Raw genomic sequence first — 23,310 nt, 5'->3', positions numbered from 1 at the left:
GCCAGCCACTAAACCACCCCTCAACCGAATTGAACAGAGACTAACCACATGAATGAGATTCAAGCCCTGAAAGACCGTCGCGACCAACTGCTGAGCGAGGCCGATCAACTGCATGCTCAACTGCTGCCTCTTGAGACCCTGCTGGAAAGCGAGGAAGCCATCGAGCCAACTCAGGAACGCGAACTGCGCGATAAATACAACGAGCTGAAACGGAATTTCGATTCGCGCAAAAACAACGCCGACCTTTTGGACAGGAAGATCAGTCGCCGCGAGAACCTCGCCAACTGCGATTCCCTGATGGCGGGGTACATCGAAGCGATGGATAACTGGACCGCTGATGAACAGGAGCTGAAGGAGAAGCGCCAAAGCCTCAGCACCCGCTTGGAGCAGATTCAGCAGCAGGCGGAAGAGGACATGGCGAAAGCTCGTCAGGCCGAAACGGACGCTGCCACAGCTTACGCGCAGGCAGTCGCTTGGGGTGATATCGAAGGCGAGAAGACCGCCAACACCGATGCGCAAAAGGCGGCGAAGAACCTCACGGTGGCCACCGAACACAATCGTCGCCAACACCTGATCATGACAGCCTTGGAGCAAGAGCTGGTCACCGTAGACAAATACATCGCGGAAGCATTGATAAAGCATAAAGAGATTGAGCGAACCGCCTTGTTGCTTTCGCAGACAGTACTTGAAGAGCAGTGGAACGAGGCCGCAAAAACATTGTTCGAGGTGGGAGGAAAACTTTGGGCGAATTACAACCTGATTGGCCGTGACCAGATTGGACTTATGAAGCTCGCCGTTCCAGAGCAAGGTGAGAACTTTGGGAATTGGACGTGGGAAGAGCTATCAGCTCGCTCCCGCCATTATCGCGCGAGGGACTTAATCCAGCTCGATGGCCTACCGGTACCTCAGCAGCCCGAAGACATGAGCAGCCAAGAACCACGCAAGGATGAACATAATGAACAAGTCAATACAGAACAGCACCAGTTGGTGTGACACGCTCAAAACTCGGAAGGCACATCTCAATGCGCTACTGAAGACCATCAACGCAGGGACGGGAAAATCCAGTCCGATACAAAAGCTAACCATCAACGCGATTAAATCGGAAATGGCGCATATTGAAAGTCAGCTGGATCGCCGGAAACAGCGCTGAACTTGTAACGAGCACTAACATCCAATAAGCAAGCACGTATAACCGAACTAAAGAAGGGAAACAACATGTCCAAACTCGCAGAATACCGTCAGCTCGAAAAACACCTCGCCGAGCAGCTCCAGGCCCTGGAAGCACTGAAAGGTGATGATGGTTTGAAGAAAGAAATCGAGTTCGAAACCAAACTGCGCAAGCTGCTCGAAAACTACGGGTTTAGCCTGAAACACATCATCAACATTCTGGAGCCGCACAGCACGGCGCGGCATCAAACAGCAGCTCCGGCTGCCGGTAGACGCAAACCACGCGAACTCAAGGTCTACGAAAATCCGAGTACTGGTGAGGTGATCGAAACCAAAGGTGGGAATCACAAGGCTTTGAAAGAGTGGAAAGCGAAACACGGAGCCAATGTCGTCGAAGGATGGCTGAAGAAGTAAATCTGCTTCGCCTGAAAAAGGGCCCATGCGGTGCCCTTTTTCGGAGTGACGCGGACACCCTCAGGACTACCAGATTAGCGCCCTCTTTCTTAAAAAAACCAGTGATGGCAGTCCCTGTAACTTTCATCGGCACTTCAGTACTGCCACCGCTAACTTATCTTAAATCGTCCATACTGGTAGCTCTATTGAATATTTCCATATTTCTGCGGTACCTATAGATGTTTCTTGTTCATAGCCATTAGCAAAAGGGAATACTATGCTCGAAGCATTATTTTTTGCATAGAGGTAATATAAAGCAAAGCCTAGTGCTTGCGCCTTAGTGGAAAGAGGGCTCAAATACAAATTCGTGATGGGCTTTTTTAACGACTCCGCCTGCACTACTTCGTGGATTCGCTCAGCGGTAGAGAATGGATCGTTGACGGGAGCATAATATCGTTGCTTACCTCTCCCCGTCGGAAAGGCTGCTTCTGGAGCCTTACTAGCCCGAACAACACTCTCCTGATACATATCTGCTCTAAGAGAAGGAAACCCCCACAATGTAACTATATTTGCGAAGTCTTTATGCTCAGCCACTTGCTTGAGCAGTTCGTGATCATAGCCAATACCGAGGAGCAGAATATCGTTTGAGCTTTCATTGTTAGGCTCACCTTCAAATCCGGCGATTGATCGAACTAGCGTTACGGGACCCGCAGAAAAATTGGTATCGTCTTTTTTCTGATATCGAACAGGTTCAGAATAAATTGCGTCAAATTTCAGAAGACCATAATATTGTAGCAACTTGATCAGAAATAATAAGTGGGGCCGCATAAATCCGGTTATATCAATGCACAGTCGCTTGCCTGCCAGAGACCCAGCATACTTCTGAAAAAACTCGTTTAAAAACTCAGACTCTTCCATCTGCGACGAATAGAACACCTCTCCGCTTTCGGGGTACTCAGATTCGTTAAACTGGTATTGTGGAAAAATTAGCCATAGCTTTAGCGGCGCTTGACATTTATCGAACACGACTCCAATTCGATCGCTCAAATTATATGCAGAAATGAATACATCATACTGGGCGTCGAGCGGCCAGCTTCCTTCTATGGGCAGGCGAGTTTTATAAAAGTAATCAAATCGCATCATCGTCACCAAAATTCAGTGAAAGAGTACCGTTGGTGAATAGCTCTTCCATATGTGGACGATTTAACTGAGCTCTCGACTTGCCAAAATTAGGAGCCTTCATACCTAAGGTTGCCTCGTTCAACTCCTTTTGAAAGCCTGAGCTGTCAAGCGTACCGAATATGGCTTCCGCTACGCTGTGGGGCAAGCGGACATCTCCGCGAACAGATACGGGTAGATCCCACTTCGGCGACAGCATAGGGTTGAGTTGATATTTTTCATCGACGCGCTTGGAGTTTGCGTTGGGACGGCCTTTAGGATGGCGGAAAATATATGACCAATTCTCTGCTCGTTTGAGATTGTATTTGGCGGCTTCTGACAGCTTAGACACATCCAAACTGAAGGCTAATGGAGATACCTCAACTGGTTTGGAGGAGAAGCGCACCTCGCGGAGATATTCAGCCAAACGTTCTACTGCACGCTGAACGTTAGGAACGTCCGCACCTGGCCTAGCGTCTTCGTCAAAGAAAAACCCGGCACTTTGTATGACAGCTTCAGCTTGAGTCAGGATTGGAATAGGCCCCTCTCGGAATGGGCGATCACCATTGAACGATGCCCATTTGTAAACATTTTGCAGTATTACCAACAGATTTCTTGGTACACAGGCTGACATCCTGACGAACGAGTCGAATCCAGCATACATAGGAGTCGGTGACTGTTTGTAATCTCGATATAACTGAGCCAACAAATCTATAGCGAAGTGCCCGTATAAAGTTTTGTGCCGACCGGGCTCACCAGCAAGAAAACCTTTGCATTCTTCGGAAATTAATTCCGCTGACTTAATCAGGTCTTTTCCGCGATACCAGTCTTGGTAAAGCATGAAAATGTTAACTTTCTCAACCAGGGGATGCTCATAGATGCTGAGCAAAGAGACTATTCTTTTAGCGTCAGAAGCAGTTGCCACGGCATTATTTGTACCTTTCGAATGAAGCTGATCACGAAGCCTCTTAAAGTACGGGCGGTCGGATGACTTGGCTATTCCGACTAACTCTTTAGTGTGACTACGATAGTAATCGTCCGAACTATACGCTTCAAAAAGACTCTGCAGCACCCCCTTAAGTTTTTGTTCACCCGGTTTGTTCGCGAAACCACCGTCTTCTAAACGCTTGGCGCATAACTCTCTTGAAAACTCTTTGAACGCTTCCCCCTTAGACCTTAGAATTTGATCCAAATACAACGCCTTAAACTCTGAGCCTTCTTTGTTTTCTTCTTCAGTACCGTAATTAGCAAGGGTCTTGATACCGTACAATCGAGCACCAAGCCTAAAGCTGCAAGGGTCCATTGAATGACGAATTAGCGTATTCAAAAACTTTTGTTGATCTTCGGTTAAGTTCTCAACTTCATCTACCAAATATATAAATCGAAGCTTCTCGAATATCTTTATTCGCTTCGTTACGAGCGCCGGCACGCCAAAGAGCAAAGACCCAGGACTTAACAGTATATTTACATTGAGCGATCTAGTGAATACACAGTTATTTACACTCAGGTCGACAGCTTTCCGAAGGGAAACTATAAAATCCAAAAGACTAGTTAGGGTATCTGGTTTTTGGGTTGGCAGCTCGTCCAGCAGCAACAACACATCGCCGACCAAGGAGTTGAGCTCAAGCATTAATTTGTGATCGAACTTTGATAAATCTATCAAGGTAAGTATCAAGTTCTCAACCAATCTTAGCTCAAAATAATAATTAAACAGCGTCCCCCACTTTTCTCCGTCTTGGCCTTTCCCAGAGAATTTCCCCGTATCTAGAGTGTTAGCACGGAGGAAAATCCCGATATAGCCTTCGCTTATCAGACCTTTTATTGAATTATCGGGAAATCGAAGTTTTTGCACGGGGTAGGAGCAATATCGCATCAGGTGGGTCTTACCGCTCCCCTTACCTCCGAGAATATGCATTGACGTAATCGAGGTTGGTTCGAGCAAAGCCTGTAGTTCTTGCCCCTTAAAATCAACCCAAAAATCTTTTATCTGGAGGTCGGAATAGTCAGCAGCCCGAATAAGATCAAATGGATTAGTATTATTTTCCACGATCACACTCCGTATTTTTTATCGAATCGTTTGAAAATCGGCACCCAAGAGGTTGATAGTGGATTATCGAACCACATAATTGGTAAAGAGTTATCAGGGGTGTTGTGCAAAAATGAAAGTAGCAGCTGACCATTTTTATAGCCTAAAACATGATCGCTAGGGAGTAGCTTAGCGCCGTATCCAGCAGCGACATCTTGCGCACTTTGCTTGTCTAAACCATTGGGAAGGTTAGCAAATGCCCTTGCATTCGGTGAAAAACATTTAAATGTTTCATCCAACTCAAATACGCAAGAAACGTTATCCCCAAAGTATTCTGGCTTTCTTGCGGTCTTCAAACCTTTAGTCGTAGCAAATAAAGCGTAGTAGTGACATTCGACACCTGGAAAGCGGCGAATCTCTTCAAGTTTGTGCGAGAGATATTGTTCAATTTGCGAGCCAGATCCTAGCAAATCATCAATAAATACATAGCGCTTTATACTTTTATCCTGCTGCGAAATTTGAATTTGCCCTTGACTGTCACGGGACAATTTAAAAATATCACCGCTATCAATAAACAAATCCTTCCCTAGATTATTTATCTGCCTGAAATAGTAAAGAAGATGAGGGCCGCTTTCTGAAGGATTGCCTACCCCGACGAATCGGGTCTTGAGGCGCTCTTCTAAAAAAAGGGGCTCGATAATTCCGGGATCTAAAGTATCGTTATTAGCACGACGTATTTGAGATGTTATTGGGTGTCGGTATAGTGTCTGGTATACACACTTAAGCATCTCCCTAAGCAAATCAAGTCCGAAATAGTTAACTTGTGAAAGCAGGTGTAATGCGTGCAACCTCTCATTGCTTTCATCTTTGAACTGGCCATTAAAATTTTCTAGCCAAGCTTCAACATCGGGCCAAGTGAGGCGAGAGTCCCAAGCTTGCTGAGAAAGAATTTCAATCTTACGCTTTAGTATGTCTTTTAGTTCCATTAAATAATCTTCCTCAAAACCAAGACCCACTCACGAGTTATAAGACTGGCGGTTTTGTTACGCTTGGTCATCAAACCTCTTGATTTGATCGAGTCGATCAGCTTCAGCCTTAGCTCCATACCCAAACTTTCACAAATCTCTAGCAAATAATCTGAAGACATAAACTCATGCCCGCATACGATATTATTCCCAATCACCAAGACAAGTTGTCCGCCTGGCTTCAAAACTCTAAATACTTCTGTCAGAGCCTGTCGCATCTCGATCAAATAGGTGGAGGCGATAGATGCTCGCAGAGGGTTTACTTCGTATACGTTTTTTAAGATTTTATCAGCTTCTTTTATGCCGGTACTCGAAAAGCTCATGTATTTCTGCTTTGGTATATGCTCTCTACCAATATTTTGGTCTTCAAGACCGCGAAGCTCGCAAGGCTTCGCAAATTCTAGCCAGCCTAAGTTAAGACTAGTCGCCCTAATGTACTTCTGCGCTCCCGCATACGGCGGAGAAGTTATCACTAGGTCTATAGAGCTAGAAGCTAAGGGCTGTCCCGACTCAACAACTAATCTGCGCGCATCTCTTCCCGCCAGACAGGGTCTATGCGTGCCGCTGTCCATGGCGGACAATTCGCGCATGCGTTTTAGGTTTGATTCGAACTGTTCCGAGAAAAGATCAATTACGCTTGTAGACTTACGATCCCTTCGACCTGGATAGTCTTTGATTTTTACTGGGACGGATAATCGTGGATCCGCCAAACTGCTTTTTCTTGTAATCGATGAAAACGTAACCAGAAGAAAGTCTTTGATTATGCCATTAGGTTGATTGCCTATAGCTGCTTTAAGTCGACTAAGATGCTTGATGGTTTGAGGAGTGTACCAGTGCTCGATATTTACGATTTCAGGATGAGATCGAGTACGATTTTTTTTGAAGTCTGAAAGGCACTGTTTGAACGCCTCGTTAAGATTCTCTTCACTAACAAGGGTCGTCTTTACTGAGGTTATCAAACGCGCTAATGGATTAGCATCAGCATAGAACGCTTCACGACCGGATAGCATTGCCTCTAACGCAACTGTTCCTGTACCTGAGAAAGGGTCAAGCACCCGACCTGCTAGGGGGCAGACCCGATCTGACGCCAAGAAGAAATGCGCAATGTGCGGCAAGAGCTTCGCTGGGTAACTATGAATGTAGTGCGTCGCACGCTCTCCGACCTTCATCCATGGCACGAGCTCTCGGAAGGAGACCTCCTGAGCCTCTCCCGAATTTATGAAGTTGGCGAGTAAGCTGTCAAGGATGGCATCAGTGGAAAACGGATACCCCTTACCTCGCCACTGGACGAATTTATTCATTCCCGTTTGCTCTAGCGAAGCACTCAAAAGAAGCTGGCAAGGTTTTTTCCGTTTGTTTGATCGTTTGTAAAATTTGCTTAGCAAGGCTCGATGTAGTCAGAGCCGCCATTTTGGAACGCATCCTATCATCGGTGAGGGTTGGACGCTCGGTCGTCACCTTATCAACGGCCGTTGGAGGTGAGCGCATATCGCTGATCGGAAGCCCCTCAAAAGTCGAGCTTTGTTCCTCTCTGCTGTCGACCGATATGTTACACCGATCCGAGTTGTTACACCGAATATCGGGATTGCTCCTGACACGTGTTACTCATAGTTTATCTTTTAAATTCAATGACTTGCGACATCTTGTTACACCAGTAACACCTGTAACACGACATTTGTTAGCTATCTGCCCCCGCCCCCCATAATCAAAGCTCCCACCGCGATGAATACTCCAGCGAGAGCGGGGGCGGGGGCCCCTGAGGGAATATGCCCCCCACGGGGTCGGAAACCCGCCGGACTTTGTTAGCGGACAGGTGCGCAGCTTAGTGAACAGGTGAATCGGGTGAACACACAGTTCACCAGTGCAATTGCACAAGGTGTTGAGAAGTCGCCGGGGCCCCTGGGCATTTCTGAATGGCACGGGGCACAAAACCCGCGCGATCTTGGTAGTGGCTGATTTTTTTACATTGGTTGACAGGTTGACTCGGTTGACGGCCCAAGGTGTCCATAATCATCAACACAAAAGGCCATCATTACCGATGCGGTAACGATGGCCTCTTTTCAGCAGAATTCTTTCGATTTCAATGGCTGAAATTTCAGTAACTTTGAAAACCTTCCACTAACGCAGTCCTGCGGGTTTCCGACCCCGTGTCTACTCAATATCGCCAGGGGCCCCCGGCTATTTTTCAATCGCCAGGCGATCCGGACCCGTTTTGCTCATTGCCAAAGGTTCGGAAAACAAGCGAGGCAGTTTGGCGCTAGACTTCACCTTCACGTTCGTCCGCCTAAGGCGATGATAAGGCCATCTATGATCGCAAACTGGGAAGGAATGAGACGAATCGATGGTGAGATATTGATCATCGAGGACGATCCGACTCTGCGTAGGATTACCCAACACATCGTGGAGGAGTTAGGCGCGGAGGCCGTCACGTTTGAGTCAGCCGATGACGCGCTGGTGTATCTCTTGCAATCAAGCAAGCTCTGCTGCCTTGTGATCGCTGACTACGGCGTGCCGGGCCAGCTCAACGGGATGGAGCTTATTCGACTGGTCAGAGAAAAGTGGCCGTCCGTCAAAACATTATTGATGTCCGGTTACGAACTCTTGCCTGCAACAGTGTCTGCTCCTACGGTCTACCTTCAGAAACCGTGGACGATCGATGAGCTCTTGGTTTCGATAGCTGATTTGCTACAACCCGACTTCCCTATACAGAAACTGTAGGTCGCAATCAGTCGTCGATACAGCCCGGCGAAAGGATGAGAAGGCTAACAGAGCAAACCGTGTATCCCAGCTTGTATCCCAAACTTTCGGAATCCTCTACAGACCACAGGATATCTGGAACAAGCGAGTCTCCCTCGGGCACCAACACAGAGAAAAAGGTCTTGCGAAAGCAGGGCCTTTTTTTCGTCTGGTGGAAAGTGGAGGGTTGTTTTTGTCTTTTTTCCAAAACAATCAGGGCAACCAGCTTTTCACTCTTGCGGCGCCGGGGCCAACGCGCCACCGGCTAGCCTAATGCCCAACCGTCTAGGGCAACAAGCCCATCAAAAAACCTCAATCGAACCTGCAGTAATTGCTCTGACTCCATGTCCTGACGCTGGGGAACTGGCCGGATCGGTTACGTGCCGCAGGTTTTGCCAAACGCCCTGTCATAATCGCCTGATCCCGGCTAGTTCGAGCTCAAAGCCTACTTTCGATTTCCTCCCAGATGTACGCGTAGTTGTACTTCAACCAACGAACCAGCACTTTATCGAACTGGCGACGAAACCAGTTTCGCTCTCTAGCTGCCAGCCTTTCCTCAATCGATTTTCTGAGTATGTCGGGGTCGAAACCCGTCCATATCGGAGGCACAGGTGCAACGAGATTGGTAAAGCACACCGGCGCGACCTCTGAATAAAGAATTGAGTAAAGGATTTCAGGGTCGACACCTCTCACCTTATTCGCCAAATAATCATATTCCACGGGAAAATCATTGAATGGCTCGGAAAGAGCGGCTCTAACTTTTGTCAGTTGTGGCTCGGTCAGAAGATGTCCCAATGTGTGAGCTCCTCTAACTCTTCATCCAGTGAACTCGCTACCGCTTCGCCTGCAATACCACCGGCAGGCGAGTTGCGGGCAAACCATCGAAGAAAACGTCAGGCGAACCTGTCGCGATGGGGTTCGTTCCGTGCCCTGGAACAGGACAGCTGGAGGGATCGCTTTTACGAGCGGCTGGGTTAGCCATGGATGACTCCTGTCAAAAAAATCCTTTTCGAAAGATAAACCTATCACGAAATTCAGCCTGGACGGCCGCATCCGATCATTCAAAAAAGTGCTCGATCACCAGACCGCGCTACCTGTTGCTTGGGTTAACGCGGTTGGTACTTCGCTGGCGTTTTCTACCTTGCCATCAACTCAAGTTTCAGAATGGGACGCGGCTCCTCCCTACTCCTTGACTGCAAACATCCGCTCAGCAATCTCCCGCCCCCGCTCCATCCCTTCCTTCGTCAACCATATCGATTTGTTCCGGTTCACCGGATTACTGATCAAACCCTGCTCGTGCAAGCGGTTCATGATTTCGAAGTCATAGCCCTTCCACGCATTGCCGTCGTCGGAGCTATAGGCAGCCAGGAGAGCAAGGACGGCGTCGTCGATCAGTTTCATGTCGTATTACATGATGGTCACTCCGCTGATGTTCAGTGTTTGTAATCAAAGCGTCGTATCAAAGTGGATGTCAATGCTGCGCGAGCTTGTAGGTTTTAGATGCCCGATTGCTGGTTGCCTCGCATGCGATCCCCGCCCGTATAATCACGCCCGCACGGCAAACCTCCTCTGGCCTTTCGCGCATTGGTTTCAAACCCTTCACTTCACTGACAGACATCCCCATGGAAACCTCACTGGAAACCGTCGCCCTCTTCTCCCTCAAACTTGCCTACGAAGAAGAGGGCCTGAGCCCGATCCTGCGCGATGACATGGTCATGGGCGATTACCAGAAAGACGTCTTCGAGTTACTGGTGAAACGCGGCGATGTCGAGGCCATTCAGTTCAAGATGAACGAATGCCTGAACCTGGCGCTGGATGCGCTTGGTGGGGTCGAGAAGCCGTTGGGGCGGGAGTTGCGCAAGTTGTCGGCGGAGTTGGCTCAGGCGCGGTCGGTGGAGCAGCTGGGTCAGCCGCTGCTCGCGCTGAAGGGGTATCTGCGCGACATTCTTTGAGTGCCGCGCAATCGATGCTTACAGCAGATAGCTCGAGATGTACTTGGAAATTTCCACCATCGAGGTCTTGCCGGTGAATTCGAATTTCACTTTGCCCAGCGACGAAAAGTAGATTTCCAGCTCGGAATCCAAGTCGAACGTGCCCGAGGTTTCCACGGAGTAGGCGACGATGTTTTTGTATGGCAGGGAGGTGAAGTCCTTTTTGCTGCCGGTGATACCTTGGACGTTGACGGCAATGATGCGTTTGTTGGTGAAGACCACACCGTCGCGCATGGCTTTGTAGGAATCGATGACTTGTTCACCTTCCAGTAGCAGCGCAGTGACGCGCTCGGCGTATTCGTCGTTCTGCTTGAGTTTGAAGAAGCCTTTGTTGTTGAAGTCGATCATCTGTCCATCCTCTGAGTAAAAAACTCCCGGTAAAGCTTTGGCTCAATGACGCGCCCTTAATGCGAAAGTGGCGCGATGCCAGTATTTTGTTATCTTGCGCCCAAATCTTTCGAGAGGCACTGGCGCCTGCCCGATCAAAGCGTTTTTCTGGAGTGGATTGCAATGGACGGGTGGCTTTTTGTACTAGCTCTGGTCGTAACGTGGGTATGGGTCGTAGGCGAACGAGGTGATTGGAACCTGGTGACGGCCAACCTCGCCGGGTGTTTCGCTGGTTGGGTTGTCGGCTTGGTAGTGAAAGCGGTGTACGAGGGTTTCGTGGGCGACACAAGCATGCAATCGTCGCCACACGTTGTGCGATCCCTGCTGATGGTGCTCAGCAGCCTTGGCGCGTTCGCCGGCGTTTGGATTTGGGTGGTGCAACGCAAACGCCCCACGAGCAAGTTGACACGCCATATCATTGGCGCTGCTTTTGGCATTTTTGCTGGTTTCGATACGCTGATGCTGCTCACTCGGTTCATTCCTTTGAGTGCCTGATAGGGCGGACCAACAGGTTTGCTATCGTGCAGCCCTGTTGGAATGATTCGTGTGTCGTCTAAAGAATTTCAAGGTTTGAGGAAAAGGATCAAATGGAGTTTCTGTATTTCCTGTTGTTTTTGCTCGTCTGGGGCCTCATGTGGCGCTGGGTGATGAAAAACCGCGGCAGCTGGAACCTGTTCTTTGGCACGTTCGCTGGTGTTCTGGCCGGGTTCATCGTCGCCCTAGTGGTACTGTCGATCACCCTCGCCTTATTCCCTCTGGCGCCGCGCTCCCCTGTGGAACCAACGCAAAGCGACGAGGCTGAAATCTCTTCTTCTTCCCCCGCGCCCGTTACACAAACCGTGTCCAGGTTGATGCCAGTGATCGCCTCCACGCCGGATACCTCCGATAACCTTGTCGACTATGTCGCCAGCGCACCTCAGAACGAGCCCTCTCCGCCCGAGTCCGCGCTGTTGCCGAACTACAGCGAACGCCTGCCCTCTTCGCTGCTCGAAAGGGATTTCAAGGACATCATGGGCAATGACTTTGTCGTGTCGCGCCGGCTGGCGGGCAGCAATGCGAATGCGGACAGATCGTTGATGGCGTTCATGATGTGCGAGCCCTTCATAAAGCGCGCCATGCGTTTTGCAGCAGCGACTTCCGTCGCAGGTGCCGAGAGCGCCAGCAGCCATCGGTTCAAAGATCAGACTTACAGCATTGACGGCACCCTGACCGCTCGCAACATGTTGGGCGACGATGTCTCCTATGCCTACGATTGTTCAGTTCAGCAAGTGGACGGCAACAATCCTGACAAGGCCGCATGGCGACTGCTCGGCCTGAAGTTGAAAAAGGTCGACTCTTAAGACTCATTTAAGGGATCAAGGCGCCGGCTGCGCTATCATCGCCGGCCTGTGCGCCTTGAACTTTATCCTCAATGTTTTCAACATCCGATAACCTGATCTCGCTGCCTCCTGTCCTGGCCGGCCCGCTGCTGCGGCGGCTGGAGTCGACGCGCCTGGTGCTGTGGCTGGTGGGCTCGCGTGAACTGTCGCTGACCTTGCGCCTGCAAGGTGTAGGAGATATTCCGCTCGACTCGGAGAAATGCACGGTCATTGCCGTAGGCCGTCATGCGTTCGTGCATCTGATCGACGTCCAACTTGAATGCGCCCTGCCCTGCGACACGTTTATCGATTACGACCTGCTGATCGATGACGCCATCGGTATGGCTGAGTGGGCACCGCACCTGCTTTATCCCGGCGCCACCTGCGCGAACCTCGTCGTGCGTTCGCGGATCGATCAATTGCTCCACGGTTCCTGCCGCAAGCCGCATCATCCGGCAACCGACGGTTTGCTCTGCGTCGATCAATTGCTGGCCGACGAAACCGATGCGCAGCAACGTCCGGCGTTGCTGATGATGAGCGGTGATCAGGTGTATGCCGACGATGTTGCCGGGCCGATGCTGCGGGCGATTCATGCCTTGATCGAGCGTCTCGGTCTGTTCGATGAGCACCTTGACGGTGCCGTGGTCAGCGACAGCGCCAAGCTCTATCAACACCCGGCAAGCTACTACCACCGTGCGGATTTGTTACCGGCGCTGGAGAGCAACGAGACCTTGCGCGAGCGATTTTTCGGTGGCGCGCGTAAGCCGATTTTCACCAGCAGCAGTGCCGACAATCACCTGGTGACGTTCGCCGAAGTCATGGCCATGTACATGCTGGTGTGGTCGCCGACGCCGTGGTCGCTGATCAATCCGAGCGCGCCGACGCTGACGCCGGAACGCCGCAAGCGCTACAACCTCGAGCAGACGCGCATCGATGCCTTCAAGGCGGGCCTGGGCAACGTCGCGCGGGCGCTGGCGCATCTGCCGAGCCTGATGATTTTCGATGATCACGACATCACCGATGACTGGAATCTCTCCGCGCAATGGGAAGAAACCGCCTACGGCCATCCGTTCTCCAAACGCATCATCGGCAATGCGCTGATTGCCTATTTGTTGTGTCAGGGCTGGGGCAACAATCCGGATGCCTTCAAGGACGTACTGGAGCAGACCGCGCAACTGAGTGCCAGCGGTGATGACGGCTATCTGGACATGCCGGTGCAGGACGATCTGATTGATCAGTTGCTGCGCTTTCAACAGTGGCATTTCGTGCTGCCGAGCAGTCCGGCACTGGTGGTGATCGACACGCGCACCCGGCGGTGGCGCAGCGAGATGGCCCTCAAGCAACCATCGGGCCTGCTCGACTGGGAAGCCTTGAGCGAACTGCAACAGGAACTGCTCGATCACCCGTCGGCAATCATCGTGTCGCCGGCGCCGATCTTCGGCGTGAAGCTGATTGAAACCGTGCAGAAGGTGTTCAGCTGGTGCGGTTACCCGCTGCTGGTCGACGCGGAAAACTGGATGGCCCATCGCGGCGCGGCGCAGGTGATCCTGAACATTTTCCGACACTCGCGCACACCGGGGAACTACGTGGTGCTATCCGGCGATGTGCATTATTCCTTCGTCTACGAAGTCCTGATCCGCCACCGCAAAGCCGGCCCCCGGATCTGGCAGATCACCAGCAGCGGCATCAAGAATGAATTCCCACCAACGCTGCTGGAATGGTTCGACCGCCTCAACCGCTGGCTCTACTCACCACGCTCACCGTTGAACTGGTTCACCAAACGCCGCCTGATGCGCATCGTCCCGTATACGCCGGAACATGCCGAGGCCGGGGAACGGTTGTGGAATTCGGCGGGGATCGGACAGGTGTTTTTCAATGAACAGGGGCAGCCGAGCGAGATTGTTCAGCACAACTCGAATGGGGCGATGAAGACGAGGATGCTGGCGCCGGAGTTGGGGGATGGGCTGGATTGAAGCAGTAACCATTTCCTACATCGGCTAGGGCACGGTATGACGAGATAAGGGCTTCGCGACACTGAACAGGAGCGAGGAGGATTACAACCTTCTCAGAAACGTCTCGAATATTCCTGAGCGATACTGATTGAAGTCGCAGTCAGCCCTGCTGCGACACAACCACTGGTAGGTGTCGACTTGTCATCCTGTACTCATTTCTGTACGTTCTCTGCATCCAGCGAGGACTTCAATATGCAAACCATCAACTACACCACCGCCCGTGCGCATTTGGCCGAGACGATGGACCGTGTCAATGAAGATCGTGCGCCGCTATTGGTCACTCGGCAGAAAGGTGAACCCGTAGTGATGATGTCTTTGGCCGAATACAACGCGTTGGAAGAAACAGCCTACTTGCTTCGCTCCCCTGCCAACGCCGAAAGGCTGATGAAATCCATCGTTGAGTTGCGCGCCGGCAAAGCCAAAGTCAGGCAATTGATCGAAGAATGAAAATCGAGTTCACGCCCACAGGCTGGGAAGACTATTTGTGGTTTCAGCAAAACGACAAGGCTGGGCTCAAGCGTATCAATCTTCTGATCAAAGCAATCAAGCGCGAACCGTTTGAGGGTGTCGGTAAACCAGAGGCGCTCAAACATAATATGAGCGGCCTCTGGTCACGCCGAATAACGGCCGAACATCGTCTGGTGTACAGGGTTGAGGACGGCGAAATCTGCGTCATCAGTTGCCGGTATCACTATTGAACCTGAGCTGAATCAGTCATCAGAGCGCGCCCAACCCCTCTGACAATCATCCCCACCTCGCGCTCATCAATCGTCAGCGGCGGGAGCAACCTGATGGTCTTGCCACGAGTTACGTTGATCAACAAGCCATGATCCCGCGCGGCGATCAGCGTCAGGTCGCGCACCGGTTGTTTCAGTTCGATACCGATCATCAGGCCTTGCCCCCGGATTGCCAGCACGTTCGGGTTGTCTGCCAATTCGGCGCGCAAGCGTTCCAGCAGCCGTGCGCCCTGCACCCGCGCATTCTCCAGCAGGCCTTGTTCCTCGATGATGTCCAGCACCGTGCAGCCGACCCGGCAGGCCAGCGGATTGCCGCCGAAGGTGCTGCCGTGGCTGCCCGGGGTGAACAAATCCGCCGCGCGGCCACGGGCCAGGCAGGCGCCGATCGGCACGCCATTGCCGAGGCCTTTGGCCAGGGTCATGACATCGGGCACGATGCCTTCGTGCTGAAAGGCGAACCACTGCCCGGTGCGGCCGATGCCGGTCTGGATTTCATCGAGCATCAGCAGCCACGCGTGGCGATTGCACAGGTCGCGCAGGGCTTTGAGATAACCCGGCGGTGCGATTTGTACGCCGCTTTCGCCCTGGATCGGTTCGACCAGAATCGCCACGATGCGCGCGCCGTGTTTGCGCTGTATTTGCTCCAGCGCCGGGAGATCGCCGAACGGCACTTTGACGAAATCCCCCGGCAGTTCGTTGAAGCCCAGGCGCACCGCCGGGCCATCGCTGGCAGACAGCGTGCCGAGGGTGCGGCCATGAAACGCGTTGGCCATGACCACCACCAGCGGCTGCTCGATGCCTTTGCGCCAGCCGTAAAGGCGCGCCAGTTTCAGTGCCGTCTCGTTCGCTTCGGCGCCGGAGTTGTTGAAGAACGCGCGCTCCATCCCCGACAACGCCGTCAGCCGTTTGGCCAGTTGTAGTTGCCAGTCGATGCTGTATAGGTTGGAGGTGTGCAACAGCAATCCCGCTTGCTCGCTGATCGCCGCGACGATGCGCGGATGCGAGTGGCCGACATTGGTCACTGCCACACCGGCAACGGCATCCAGATATTCGCGCCCCGCCTGATCCCACAGACGCGTGCCCAGGCCCTTGGTGAAACTCAGGGCCAGTGGTTGGTAGGTGTTCATCAGGGCGGCGGTCATGACGTGAAACTCCATTGCAGGTCGGTGTTTTTGCAGTATGGTTAGCCACCTGAGCTGGATAAACTCGGAAAAACTTCAATCATTTAAAAGCCGGGCTTGATAATGGATTTGTTTCAGTCGATGGGCGTGTACGTCAAAGTGGTGGAAACCGGCAGCATGACGGCCGCCGCTGCGAAGTGCGAAATGTCGACGACGATGGTGGGCAATCATCTGCGCGCGCTGGAGCAACGGCTCGGCGTGCAACTGCTGCAACGCACCACGCGCCGCCAGCGCCTGACCGAATTCGGCAGCGTCTATTATCAGCGCTGCCTGGAAGTGCTCGGCCTGGTGGCCGACTCCGAACGCCTTGCTGAACAAGCGTCGGACGAGCCGCGCGGCTTGCTGCGTATCACTGCGCCACTGACCTTCGGAGTCGAACGACTGACCCCGGCCCTCAGCGAATACTCCTTGCTGTATCCGCAAGTGAAACTCGACGTGGTGCTGACCAACAGCCGCCCGGATCTGCTGGAGAACGGCCTCGATGTCGCATTCCGCCTGGGCAATTTCGACCAATCCAACCTGATCGCCCGGCCCTTGATCGACTACACCCTGACGGTCTGCGCCTCCCCCGAATACATCGCGCGGCGCGGCATGCCGCACACGCCACAGGATTTGCAGCAACACGATTGCCTGTCCTTCGCCTACCCGGCTGGGGATGACTGGCAATCGGTGGAAAAACGCTGGCGTCTGAGCGGCCCGGAAGGCGAAGTCCTCGTCGACGTCAGCGGGCCGATGCTGATCAACAGCTCCGCCGGTCTGCACCAGGCGGCGCGCAACGGCATGGGCATCATGATGCTGCCCGACGCGCTGGTGGAACAGGATCTGCGCGACGGCAAACTGGTCAGGGTAATGACGAACTACCAACCGCCGAGCAGGCCGATGCATCTGTTGTATGCGCAGGATCGCTATCGATTGCCGAAGCTGAGACGGTTTGTTGAGTTTGCGATGCGTACGTGGGGGAAACCTGACGTCGGCCGGCCGTAATCAATCACGATGGAAATTGATAAGGACTTGAATATCCCATGAACGACAGCCTTACCGTGCGCGACTTGCATCCCGGCGAAACAGAATCAGCAAGGCTGTTTCTTGGCCAGCATGGCTGGGGCCATCGCACCAGTGATGCCGACTCTTTTGCTCGCTTGATTCACAATTCGCAGCGCACAGCTGTTGCGCTCTTAGGCGAGCAAATTGTCGGTTTCGCTCGAGCAATTACCGATGAGGTCTCCAACGGCTATCTGTCCATGGTGGTGGTCGATGACCAGCATCGGCGCAAAGGAATCGGGCGGGCACTGGTGGAGCACGTCATGGGTGACAACCCGGACATAACCTGGGTGCTGCGCGCTGGACGCGAAGGCGCTGAAGCTTTTTTCGCCAGTCTGGGCTTCCAGACCTCAGTCATTGCCATGGAACGTCAGCGCCGCAAATAGCGCGCAGTGGAAAAATCCCGACCACCAGACCGTTGCTCCGTGACAACGCCGCCCCGCTCCCCTAAATTAGTCGGCCTGAAAAAGACCTCGTGCTTTCTCGCCTCAACTCAAGTTAAAAAGTAGTGAAATTTCAATGTCCGATTTCAACACCGCTGAATCCGTAGTCACCCAGTCGTCCAAAGCGGAATACGAAAACTCCATCAATCTTTCACAACACCTGCCACAAGCCAAAATCATCAGCGAGATGGTCCTGGACGCGTTCCAGTCGACCCGCGAGAGCGACCAGATCCGCGAATTGCGTGCGGCGATCCGTCAGGCGCATGACAGCTTTGATGACGACAAGGCGTACGAGCTGATGGGCGAACTCAAGCGCCTGAAAGACGCCGAGGCAGCGGACATTGCCGCGCTGGAAGACCTGAGCAGCAAGTTCTCGATCGGGCGCATTCTGTCCAGCTTCAAGGACGATCCGGCGTTTCAGGAAATCGTTTATGGCCTGGCGCTGAAAGTGCTGAATCAGACCCATCAGGCGATCAGCAATCCGAGCGGCGGCAAGAGCAAAGCTGCGAAGAAGAAAGAAGTGGAAATCTTCACCATCAGCAAGGACGGCGCCAGCGTGACCCTGCCAATGCGCACGCCGCGTTCGCGCCTGAATGTTGATCGTGAGGCACTGGAATTCCTCGGTTTCACCTTCGTCGGTGAAGGCGATGAAGCCGAGCTGGAGAGCGAAACCTTCGTCGATAACGCCGGTACGGAACAGGCGGTGAACCGCAAGAACATTATCACCGCGCTGCAGCAGCAGACGGCGTTTGATGGTTACAGCATCGCGGCGCAGTAATCTGCCAAGCGCTTGTGAAAAAGCCCCGCGCTGAGATTCAGGCGGGGCTTTTTGTTGTCCGGCTTGTGATTCGTGAGGAAGCGAAAATCGTCGCCCCTCACCCCAGCCCTCTCCCGAGGGAGAGGGAGCCGACTTGTGTGATTTTCAAACCTGAGTTCGGCTCGGTATTTCAGGTCGGCGTATATCTTGAGAGCCCCTCAGTCAGTCCCCTCTCCCTCCGGGAGAGGGTTAGGGTGAGGGCAAACCGCTACCCCCCCCTCAAGCCGAAGGATGCAACGCCGCAATCATGTCCACTTCAATCGCTGCATTCTTCGGCAACTGATACACGCCGATGGTCGTGCGCGTATGCCGTCCGGCATCGCCCAGCACATGGCTGAACACATCCGAAGCGCCGTTCGCCACTTCGCTCAGGTCGACAAAGTCAGCAGTCGACTTCACATACACCGTGACACGCAACAACGCGCGAATCTTGTCCAGCGAACCGACCGCATCGACGATCAGCGCCAGGCAACGCATGGCGCTGATGCTCGCCGCTGCTTGTGCATCCTTGAGGTTCAGTTCCAGCCCCACGCGACCGGGATAGAGAATCTTGCCATTGGCCCGCGGCACCATCCCGCTGATGTACAGCTCGTCGTGATGACGGATCAGCGGCGCGTAATTGCCACCGGCGGTGTTCTCGCCATAGATGTCGTAGTTGAGTTCTTCAGCCAGGGCGATAAAGCGCTCATCGCAGGTCATCCGTTCGGTCATTGCGCCCAGCCTTTTGATCAATGCACGGGTTGAGACAGTCGAGCACCGAAGGATGGCTTGGAGCTACTACTGTCGGGGTTGGATCCGAATCTAGGTCTTTTACCGAATGGCCGCAACCGCAAACTGTGGGAGCGAGCCTGCTCGCGAATGGCAGCACCCCGAACGAGCATATTTCAACCAACAAAAAACCCCGCACATCTCTCAACGTGCGGGGTTTTTCCTGAAGCCTGCAACCTTACGGCGCGTACGTCAGCAACAGCTCTGTCGGCACCTTGAAGTCCAGGGACATCATGACGCTCAATGCAGTGATGGTGAAGATCGAGAACACGAACAGCTTACGTGCCCAGACGGTGTCATCGACTGCCTTGTAGCCGGTCCAGGCCATGTACAGCCAGTACATGCCCATGGCGGCGGCGACGGCGAGGTAGCTCATGCCGGCGTAGCCGCTGAAGGTCAGCATCAAGGTCGCCACGAGGAACGCCAGGATGTAGAGCAGGATGTGCTTCTTCGCCACTTGAATGCCGCGTTTCACTGGCAGCACCGGAATCGATGCGGCCAGGTAATCATTGAAACGGAAAATCGCGATGGCGTAGGAATGCGGCATCTGCCACAGGCTGAACATCACCAGCAGGGTCAGTGCGGCCATGTCGAAGCTGTTGGTCACGGCAACGTAACCGATCACTGGCGGCATGGCGCCCGACAGACTGCCCACCAGCGTGCCGTGAACCGACTTGCGCTTGAGGTACAGGCTGTAGAAGCCGACGTAGATGATGAAGCCGATTACTGCGAACAAGGCAGCCAACGGGTTGGCCACCTTGTACAACAAGGCAACGCCGAGAACACCCAGAATGGTCGCGTAAACCAGGGCCAGTTTCAGGGAGATGAGGCCCTGGACCAGCACACGGTTCTTGGTGCGTTCCATCTTCAGGTCGATGTCGCGGTCGATGCAGTTGTTGAACACGCAACCGGAGGCCACGACCAGGGAAGTACCGATCATGGCGGCCAGAAACACCGCCAGATCGACATGCCCTTTCGAGGCCAGGAAGAACCCGCCTGCCACAGAAAGCACGTTACCGAAAATGATCCCCGGTTTGGTGATTTGGATAAAGTGCTTGAGCGACATCGGGTCTACCTCACTTCGCCATCATGTACGTGTGGATGCTGAACATGATCCACAGCGACAGGCCAACCAGCAGCACGATCACGATCGCCGTGAAGACGAACGCGATCACGTTGTTACGCTGTGCAATGGAACGGTCCAGGTGCAGGAAGTAATACAGGTGAACGATCACCTGGATCACTGCGAACAGCAGAACGATTGCCAGCGTCGTCGACTTCGGCAGGGTCGGGTACATCACCAGACCGAACGGAATGACGGTCAGGATTACCGACAGGATGAAGCCGATGGCGTACGACTTGACGCTGCCGTGGCCAGCATCGTGGCTGTCATGGGAGTGTGCGTTAGCCATTACAGAGTCCCCATCAGGTAAACAACGGTGAAGACGCAGATCCAGACCACGTCCAGGAAGTGCCAGAACAGGCTCAGGCAGCTCAGACGGGTCTTGTTGGTCGACGTCAGGCCATGCTTGTTGACCTGATACATCATGATGCCCATCCAGATCAGACCGGCCGAAACGTGCAGACCGTGGGTACCGACCAGGGTGAAGAACGCCGACAGGAAGCCCGAACGGCTAGGACCAAAGCCCTCGGAGATCAGCAGGTGGAACTCGTTGATCTCCATGGCGATGAAGCCCGCGCCGAGCAGGAAGGTCATGAACAACCAGCCCAGGACCGCCTGCTTCTTGCCCTTGTACAACGCCAGCATGGCGAAGCCGTAGGTGATCGAACTGAACAACAGCAGAGCGGTTTCGCCCAGCACGTATGGCAGTTCGAAGATGTCGTGGCCCGACGGGCCACCGGCAACGTTGTTTACCAGTACTGCGTACACCGCGAAGATCGACGCAAACAGAATGCAGTCGGTCATCAGGTAGAGCCAGAAACCGTATACGGTCATCTCGCCCGAGTCGTGGTGATGGTCATCGTGCCCATGGTCACCATGGGCGTGTCCAACATTGGTCACTAAGTTCGACATGGTTTAAGCCTGTTCCAACGAGGTTTCAACACGGGTGGCATTGGCCGGGATTTTCCCTGCCGCGACCAGACGCTTGTGCTGCTCGGCTTCGATACGCTCGATCGTTTCAACCGGAACCATATAGCCCTGGTCGTCACGTGCAGCGTGGATCACGAAGTAAACGACGGTGCCCACCAGGCTCGCGATCGCCAGCCACCAGATGTGCCAGATCATCGCGAAACCGAAGACGGTCAACAGCGCGCCCATCACCACGCCAGTGGCGGTGTTGTTCGGCATGTGGATCGGCTCGTACTTGGCCGGACGCTGGTACGCAGTACCGTTTTCCTTGGCCTCGGTGAACGGGTCGATGCAGTCAGCCTTAGGCAGCACAGCGAAGTTGTAGAACGGTGGTGGCGACGAGGTCGACCATTCCAGGGTGTGTGCATTCCACGGGTCACCGTGATCGCAAACGTTCTCTGGCTTGTTGCGGTCGCGCACACTGACGTACAGCTGGATCAGTTGGCAGGCGATGCCGACAGCAATCATCACCGCACCGAACATGGCAACGTACAGGTACGGTACCCACTCAGGGTTGGTGGTGGCGTTCAGACGACGGGTCATGCCCATGAAGCCCAGTGCATAGAGCGGCATGAACGCGACGAAGAAGCCCGAGATCCAGAACCAGAACGCTGCTTTACCCCAGCCTTCGTGCAGCTTGAAGCCGAACGCTTTCGGGAAGTAGAACGCGAAGCCAGCGATGTAACCGAATACCGCACCGCCGATGATCACGTTGTGGAAGTGCGCGATCACGAACAGGCTGTTGTGCAGCACGAAGTCAGCACCCGGGATGGCCAGCAGTACGCCGGTCATGCCGCCGATGGCGAAGGTCACCATGAAGCCCAAAGTCCACATTACCTGGCTGGTGAAGCGCAGACGGCCCTGGTAGATGGTGAACAGCCAGTTGAACAGCTTCACACCCGTCGGGATGGAAATCAGCATCGTCGCCAGACCGAAGAAGGCGTTGACGCTCGCACCCGAACCCATGGTGAAGAAGTGGTGCAGCCAGACCATGAAGCCCAGTACCGAGATCGCGCCCGAGGCGTAGATCATCGAGTGGTGGCCGAACAGTTTCTTGCCGGTGAAGGCCGAGATCACTTCCGAGAAGATGCCGAAGGCCGGCAGGATCAGGATGTAAACCTCAGGGTGACCCCACGCCCAGAACAGGTTGACGTACATCATCGGATTGCCACCAAGTTCATTGGTGAAAATGTGGAAATCCATGTAACGGTCAAGGGTCAGCAGTGCCAGGGTAGCGGTCAGGATCGGGAACGAAGCCACGATCAGAACGTTTGCCCAGGTGCAGGTCCAGGTGAAGATCGGCATGTCCATCAGTTTCATGCCAGGGGTACGCATTTTCAGTACGGTCGCGAGGAAGTTGACCCCGGTTAACGTCGTACCCAATCCGGATAGCTGTAGCGCCCAGATGTAGTAATCCATACCCACGCCAGGGCTGTATTGCAGACCCGACAGCGGCGGATACGCAACCCAACCGGTCTTGGCGAATTCACCGATACCCAGCGACAGGTTGATCAGCACAACGCCGGACACCAGCAGCCAGAAGCTCAAGGAGTTCAGGAACGGAAACGCAACGTCACGCGCGCCGATCTGCAGCGGCACTGCAAGGTTCATCAGGCCGGTGAAGAATGGCATCGCCATGAAGATGATCATGATCACACCGTGAGCGGTGAAGATCTGGTCATAGTGTTCAGGTGGCAGGTAGCCAGGCGAACCCTCGGTGGCCATGGCCAGCTGGGTACGCATCATGATCGCGTCGGCAAAGCCGCGCAGCAGCATGACCATGGCGACGATGATGTACATCACGCCGATTTTCTTGTGGTCGACCGAAGTCAGCCACTCGGTCCACAGGTACGTCCACTTCTTGAAGTAAGTGATCGCAGCGAACAGCGCCAGACCACCGAGGGCGATCATGGCGATGGTCACCATCACGATCGGCTCGTGGAATGGGACTGCTTCCCAACTTAATTTACCAAACATC

General features: G+C 53.6%; 25 protein-coding genes and 1 pseudogene. 12 read left to right on the top strand and 14 right to left on the bottom strand.

Annotated features, from left to right (window positions below):
• The first annotated feature begins 48 nt into the window (after positions 1-48).
• A complete protein-coding gene (locus tag QMX86_RS04175) occupies positions 49-993 on the top strand; it encodes a chromosome segregation protein SMC (RefSeq protein ID WP_282384000.1) in 945 nt (314 codons plus the stop codon).
• 222 nt (positions 994-1,215) lie between these two features.
• Positions 1,216-1,581: a histone-like nucleoid-structuring protein, MvaT/MvaU family gene (locus tag QMX86_RS04165; RefSeq protein WP_282384004.1), complete on the top strand. Its 366-nt coding sequence runs from the start codon at positions 1,216-1,218 to the stop codon at positions 1,579-1,581.
• 159 nt (positions 1,582-1,740) lie between these two features.
• Here the strand turns inward: QMX86_RS04165 and QMX86_RS04160 are convergent, their stop codons facing one another.
• Genes QMX86_RS04160 through QMX86_RS04145 form a run of 4 tightly spaced genes read right to left on the bottom strand, consistent with a single transcriptional unit; the run spans position 1,741 to position 7,070 of the window.
• Positions 1,741-2,700, bottom strand: a complete 960-nt coding sequence (locus tag QMX86_RS04160; RefSeq protein WP_282384006.1) for a hypothetical protein — start codon at positions 2,698-2,700, stop codon at positions 1,741-1,743.
• Positions 2,690-4,765, bottom strand: coding sequence for a hypothetical protein (locus QMX86_RS04155; RefSeq protein ID WP_282384008.1), 2,076 nt, complete (start codon positions 4,763-4,765; stop codon positions 2,690-2,692). Before QMX86_RS04155 ends, QMX86_RS04160 begins: the two co-directional genes overlap by 11 nt.
• A gap of 2 nt (positions 4,766-4,767) precedes the next feature.
• Positions 4,768-5,730 (bottom strand): hypothetical protein, encoded by a 963-nt coding sequence (locus QMX86_RS04150; RefSeq protein WP_282384010.1) that lies wholly within the window; start codon positions 5,728-5,730, stop codon positions 4,768-4,770.
• Positions 5,730-7,070: a hypothetical protein gene (locus QMX86_RS04145; RefSeq protein ID WP_282384012.1), complete on the bottom strand. Its 1,341-nt coding sequence runs from the start codon at positions 7,068-7,070 to the stop codon at positions 5,730-5,732. The genes QMX86_RS04150 and QMX86_RS04145 overlap by 1 nt, the downstream gene beginning before the upstream one ends.
• Before the next feature lie 1,006 nt (positions 7,071-8,076).
• Here QMX86_RS04145 and QMX86_RS04140 point away from each other — a divergent pair.
• Positions 8,077-8,487, top strand: coding sequence for a response regulator (locus QMX86_RS04140; protein WP_282384014.1), 411 nt, complete (start codon positions 8,077-8,079; stop codon positions 8,485-8,487).
• A gap of 456 nt (positions 8,488-8,943) precedes the next feature.
• Here the strand turns inward: QMX86_RS04140 and QMX86_RS04135 are convergent, their stop codons facing one another.
• The 3 genes and pseudogenes from QMX86_RS04135 to QMX86_RS04125 all read right to left on the bottom strand — a co-directional run bounded on the left by QMX86_RS04135 (position 8,944) and on the right by QMX86_RS04125 (position 9,906).
• Complete coding sequence (locus tag QMX86_RS04135) at positions 8,944-9,300, bottom strand: hypothetical protein (RefSeq protein ID WP_130928493.1); 357 nt, start codon at positions 9,298-9,300, stop codon at positions 8,944-8,946.
• A 67-nt stretch (positions 9,301-9,367) separates the two neighbouring features.
• Positions 9,368-9,487 (bottom strand): annotated as a pseudogene (locus tag QMX86_RS04130) (PAAR domain-containing protein); the annotation flags it as partial.
• Between the two features lie 200 nt (positions 9,488-9,687).
• Positions 9,688-9,906 (bottom strand): DUF6429 family protein, encoded by a 219-nt coding sequence (locus tag QMX86_RS04125; protein WP_241089700.1) that lies wholly within the window; start codon positions 9,904-9,906, stop codon positions 9,688-9,690.
• A gap of 221 nt (positions 9,907-10,127) precedes the next feature.
• Here QMX86_RS04125 and QMX86_RS04120 point away from each other — a divergent pair, with 221 nt between their 5' ends.
• Positions 10,128-10,457 (top strand): hypothetical protein, encoded by a 330-nt coding sequence (locus tag QMX86_RS04120; protein ID WP_016773313.1) that lies wholly within the window; start codon positions 10,128-10,130, stop codon positions 10,455-10,457.
• Between the two features lie 18 nt (positions 10,458-10,475).
• On the opposite strand, the gene QMX86_RS04115 is transcribed toward QMX86_RS04120, so the two are convergent.
• The gene (locus QMX86_RS04115; RefSeq protein WP_039761415.1) at positions 10,476-10,844 is read right to left on the bottom strand and encodes a PH domain-containing protein; all 369 of its coding nucleotides are present in this window, start codon (positions 10,842-10,844) and stop codon (positions 10,476-10,478) included.
• Positions 10,845-10,919: 75 nt separating this feature from the next.
• On the opposite strand from QMX86_RS04115, the gene QMX86_RS04110 reads away from it, so the two are divergent.
• The 5 genes from QMX86_RS04110 (at position 10,920) to QMX86_RS04090 (ending at position 14,951) form a co-directional block, all read left to right on the top strand.
• Entirely contained in the window at positions 10,920-11,378 is a 459-nt protein-coding gene (locus tag QMX86_RS04110; protein ID WP_146226152.1) for a hypothetical protein, read from the top strand.
• Positions 11,379-11,470: 92 nt separating this feature from the next.
• Positions 11,471-12,223: a hypothetical protein gene (locus QMX86_RS04105; protein ID WP_073473375.1), complete on the top strand. Its 753-nt coding sequence runs from the start codon at positions 11,471-11,473 to the stop codon at positions 12,221-12,223.
• 71 nt (positions 12,224-12,294) lie between these two features.
• Entirely contained in the window at positions 12,295-14,214 is a 1,920-nt protein-coding gene (locus QMX86_RS04100; protein WP_282384026.1) for an alkaline phosphatase D family protein, read from the top strand.
• 231 nt (positions 14,215-14,445) lie between these two features.
• On the top strand, positions 14,446-14,700 hold the full coding sequence (locus QMX86_RS04095) for a type II toxin-antitoxin system prevent-host-death family antitoxin (protein ID WP_282384028.1): 255 nt from the start codon (positions 14,446-14,448) through the stop codon (positions 14,698-14,700).
• The gene (locus QMX86_RS04090) at positions 14,697-14,951 is read left to right on the top strand and encodes a Txe/YoeB family addiction module toxin (protein WP_073473381.1); all 255 of its coding nucleotides are present in this window, start codon (positions 14,697-14,699) and stop codon (positions 14,949-14,951) included. Before QMX86_RS04095 ends, QMX86_RS04090 begins: the two co-directional genes overlap by 4 nt.
• Here the strand turns inward: QMX86_RS04090 and QMX86_RS04085 are convergent.
• Complete coding sequence (locus QMX86_RS04085) at positions 14,945-16,132, bottom strand: aspartate aminotransferase family protein (protein WP_243242057.1); 1,188 nt, start codon at positions 16,130-16,132, stop codon at positions 14,945-14,947. The genes QMX86_RS04090 and QMX86_RS04085 overlap by 7 nt on opposite strands.
• Positions 16,133-16,234: 102 nt before the next feature.
• Between QMX86_RS04085 and QMX86_RS04080 the strand changes: the two genes are divergently transcribed.
• The 3 genes from QMX86_RS04080 (at position 16,235) to QMX86_RS04070 (ending at position 18,433) form a co-directional block, all read left to right on the top strand.
• Positions 16,235-17,155: a LysR family transcriptional regulator gene (locus QMX86_RS04080; RefSeq protein ID WP_073473387.1), complete on the top strand. Its 921-nt coding sequence runs from the start codon at positions 16,235-16,237 to the stop codon at positions 17,153-17,155.
• 38 nt (positions 17,156-17,193) lie between these two features.
• Entirely contained in the window at positions 17,194-17,598 is a 405-nt protein-coding gene (locus QMX86_RS04075) for a GNAT family N-acetyltransferase (protein ID WP_282384043.1), read from the top strand.
• Positions 17,599-17,731: 133 nt separating this feature from the next.
• Positions 17,732-18,433, top strand: a complete 702-nt coding sequence (locus tag QMX86_RS04070) for a hypothetical protein (protein ID WP_016773307.1) — start codon at positions 17,732-17,734, stop codon at positions 18,431-18,433.
• 258 nt (positions 18,434-18,691) lie between these two features.
• Here QMX86_RS04070 and QMX86_RS04065 read toward each other — a convergent pair whose 3' ends face one another.
• From QMX86_RS04065 to cyoB, 5 genes are all read right to left on the bottom strand, one after another.
• On the bottom strand, positions 18,692-19,183 hold the full coding sequence (locus QMX86_RS04065; protein WP_110646186.1) for a RidA family protein: 492 nt from the start codon (positions 19,181-19,183) through the stop codon (positions 18,692-18,694).
• 235 nt (positions 19,184-19,418) lie between these two features.
• Positions 19,419-20,306 (bottom strand): heme o synthase, encoded by an 888-nt coding sequence (gene cyoE / locus QMX86_RS04060; protein WP_016773305.1) that lies wholly within the window; start codon positions 20,304-20,306, stop codon positions 19,419-19,421.
• A gap of 10 nt (positions 20,307-20,316) precedes the next feature.
• The gene (cyoD, locus tag QMX86_RS04055; RefSeq protein WP_011335842.1) at positions 20,317-20,652 is read right to left on the bottom strand and encodes a cytochrome o ubiquinol oxidase subunit IV; all 336 of its coding nucleotides are present in this window, start codon (positions 20,650-20,652) and stop codon (positions 20,317-20,319) included.
• Positions 20,652-21,275: a cytochrome o ubiquinol oxidase subunit III gene (gene cyoC, locus QMX86_RS04050; protein ID WP_016773303.1), complete on the bottom strand. Its 624-nt coding sequence runs from the start codon at positions 21,273-21,275 to the stop codon at positions 20,652-20,654. Before cyoC ends, cyoD begins: the two co-directional genes overlap by 1 nt.
• A gap of 3 nt (positions 21,276-21,278) precedes the next feature.
• Positions 21,279-23,309 carry a cytochrome o ubiquinol oxidase subunit I gene (cyoB, locus tag QMX86_RS04045; RefSeq protein WP_016773302.1) on the bottom strand — a complete coding sequence of 677 codons (2,031 nt, stop codon included), beginning with the start codon at positions 23,307-23,309 and terminating at the stop codon, positions 21,279-21,281.
• Between the last annotated feature and the right edge of the window lies 1 nt (position 23,310).

Origin of the sequence: Pseudomonas sp. PS01270 (assembly GCF_029959775.1) — a bacterium.
GTDB classification, from domain to species: domain Bacteria; phylum Pseudomonadota; class Gammaproteobacteria; order Pseudomonadales; family Pseudomonadaceae; genus Aquipseudomonas; species Aquipseudomonas atacamensis.
The sequence above is the reverse complement of the archived record's forward strand: the minus strand, read 5'-3'. Positions and strand labels throughout refer to the sequence as shown.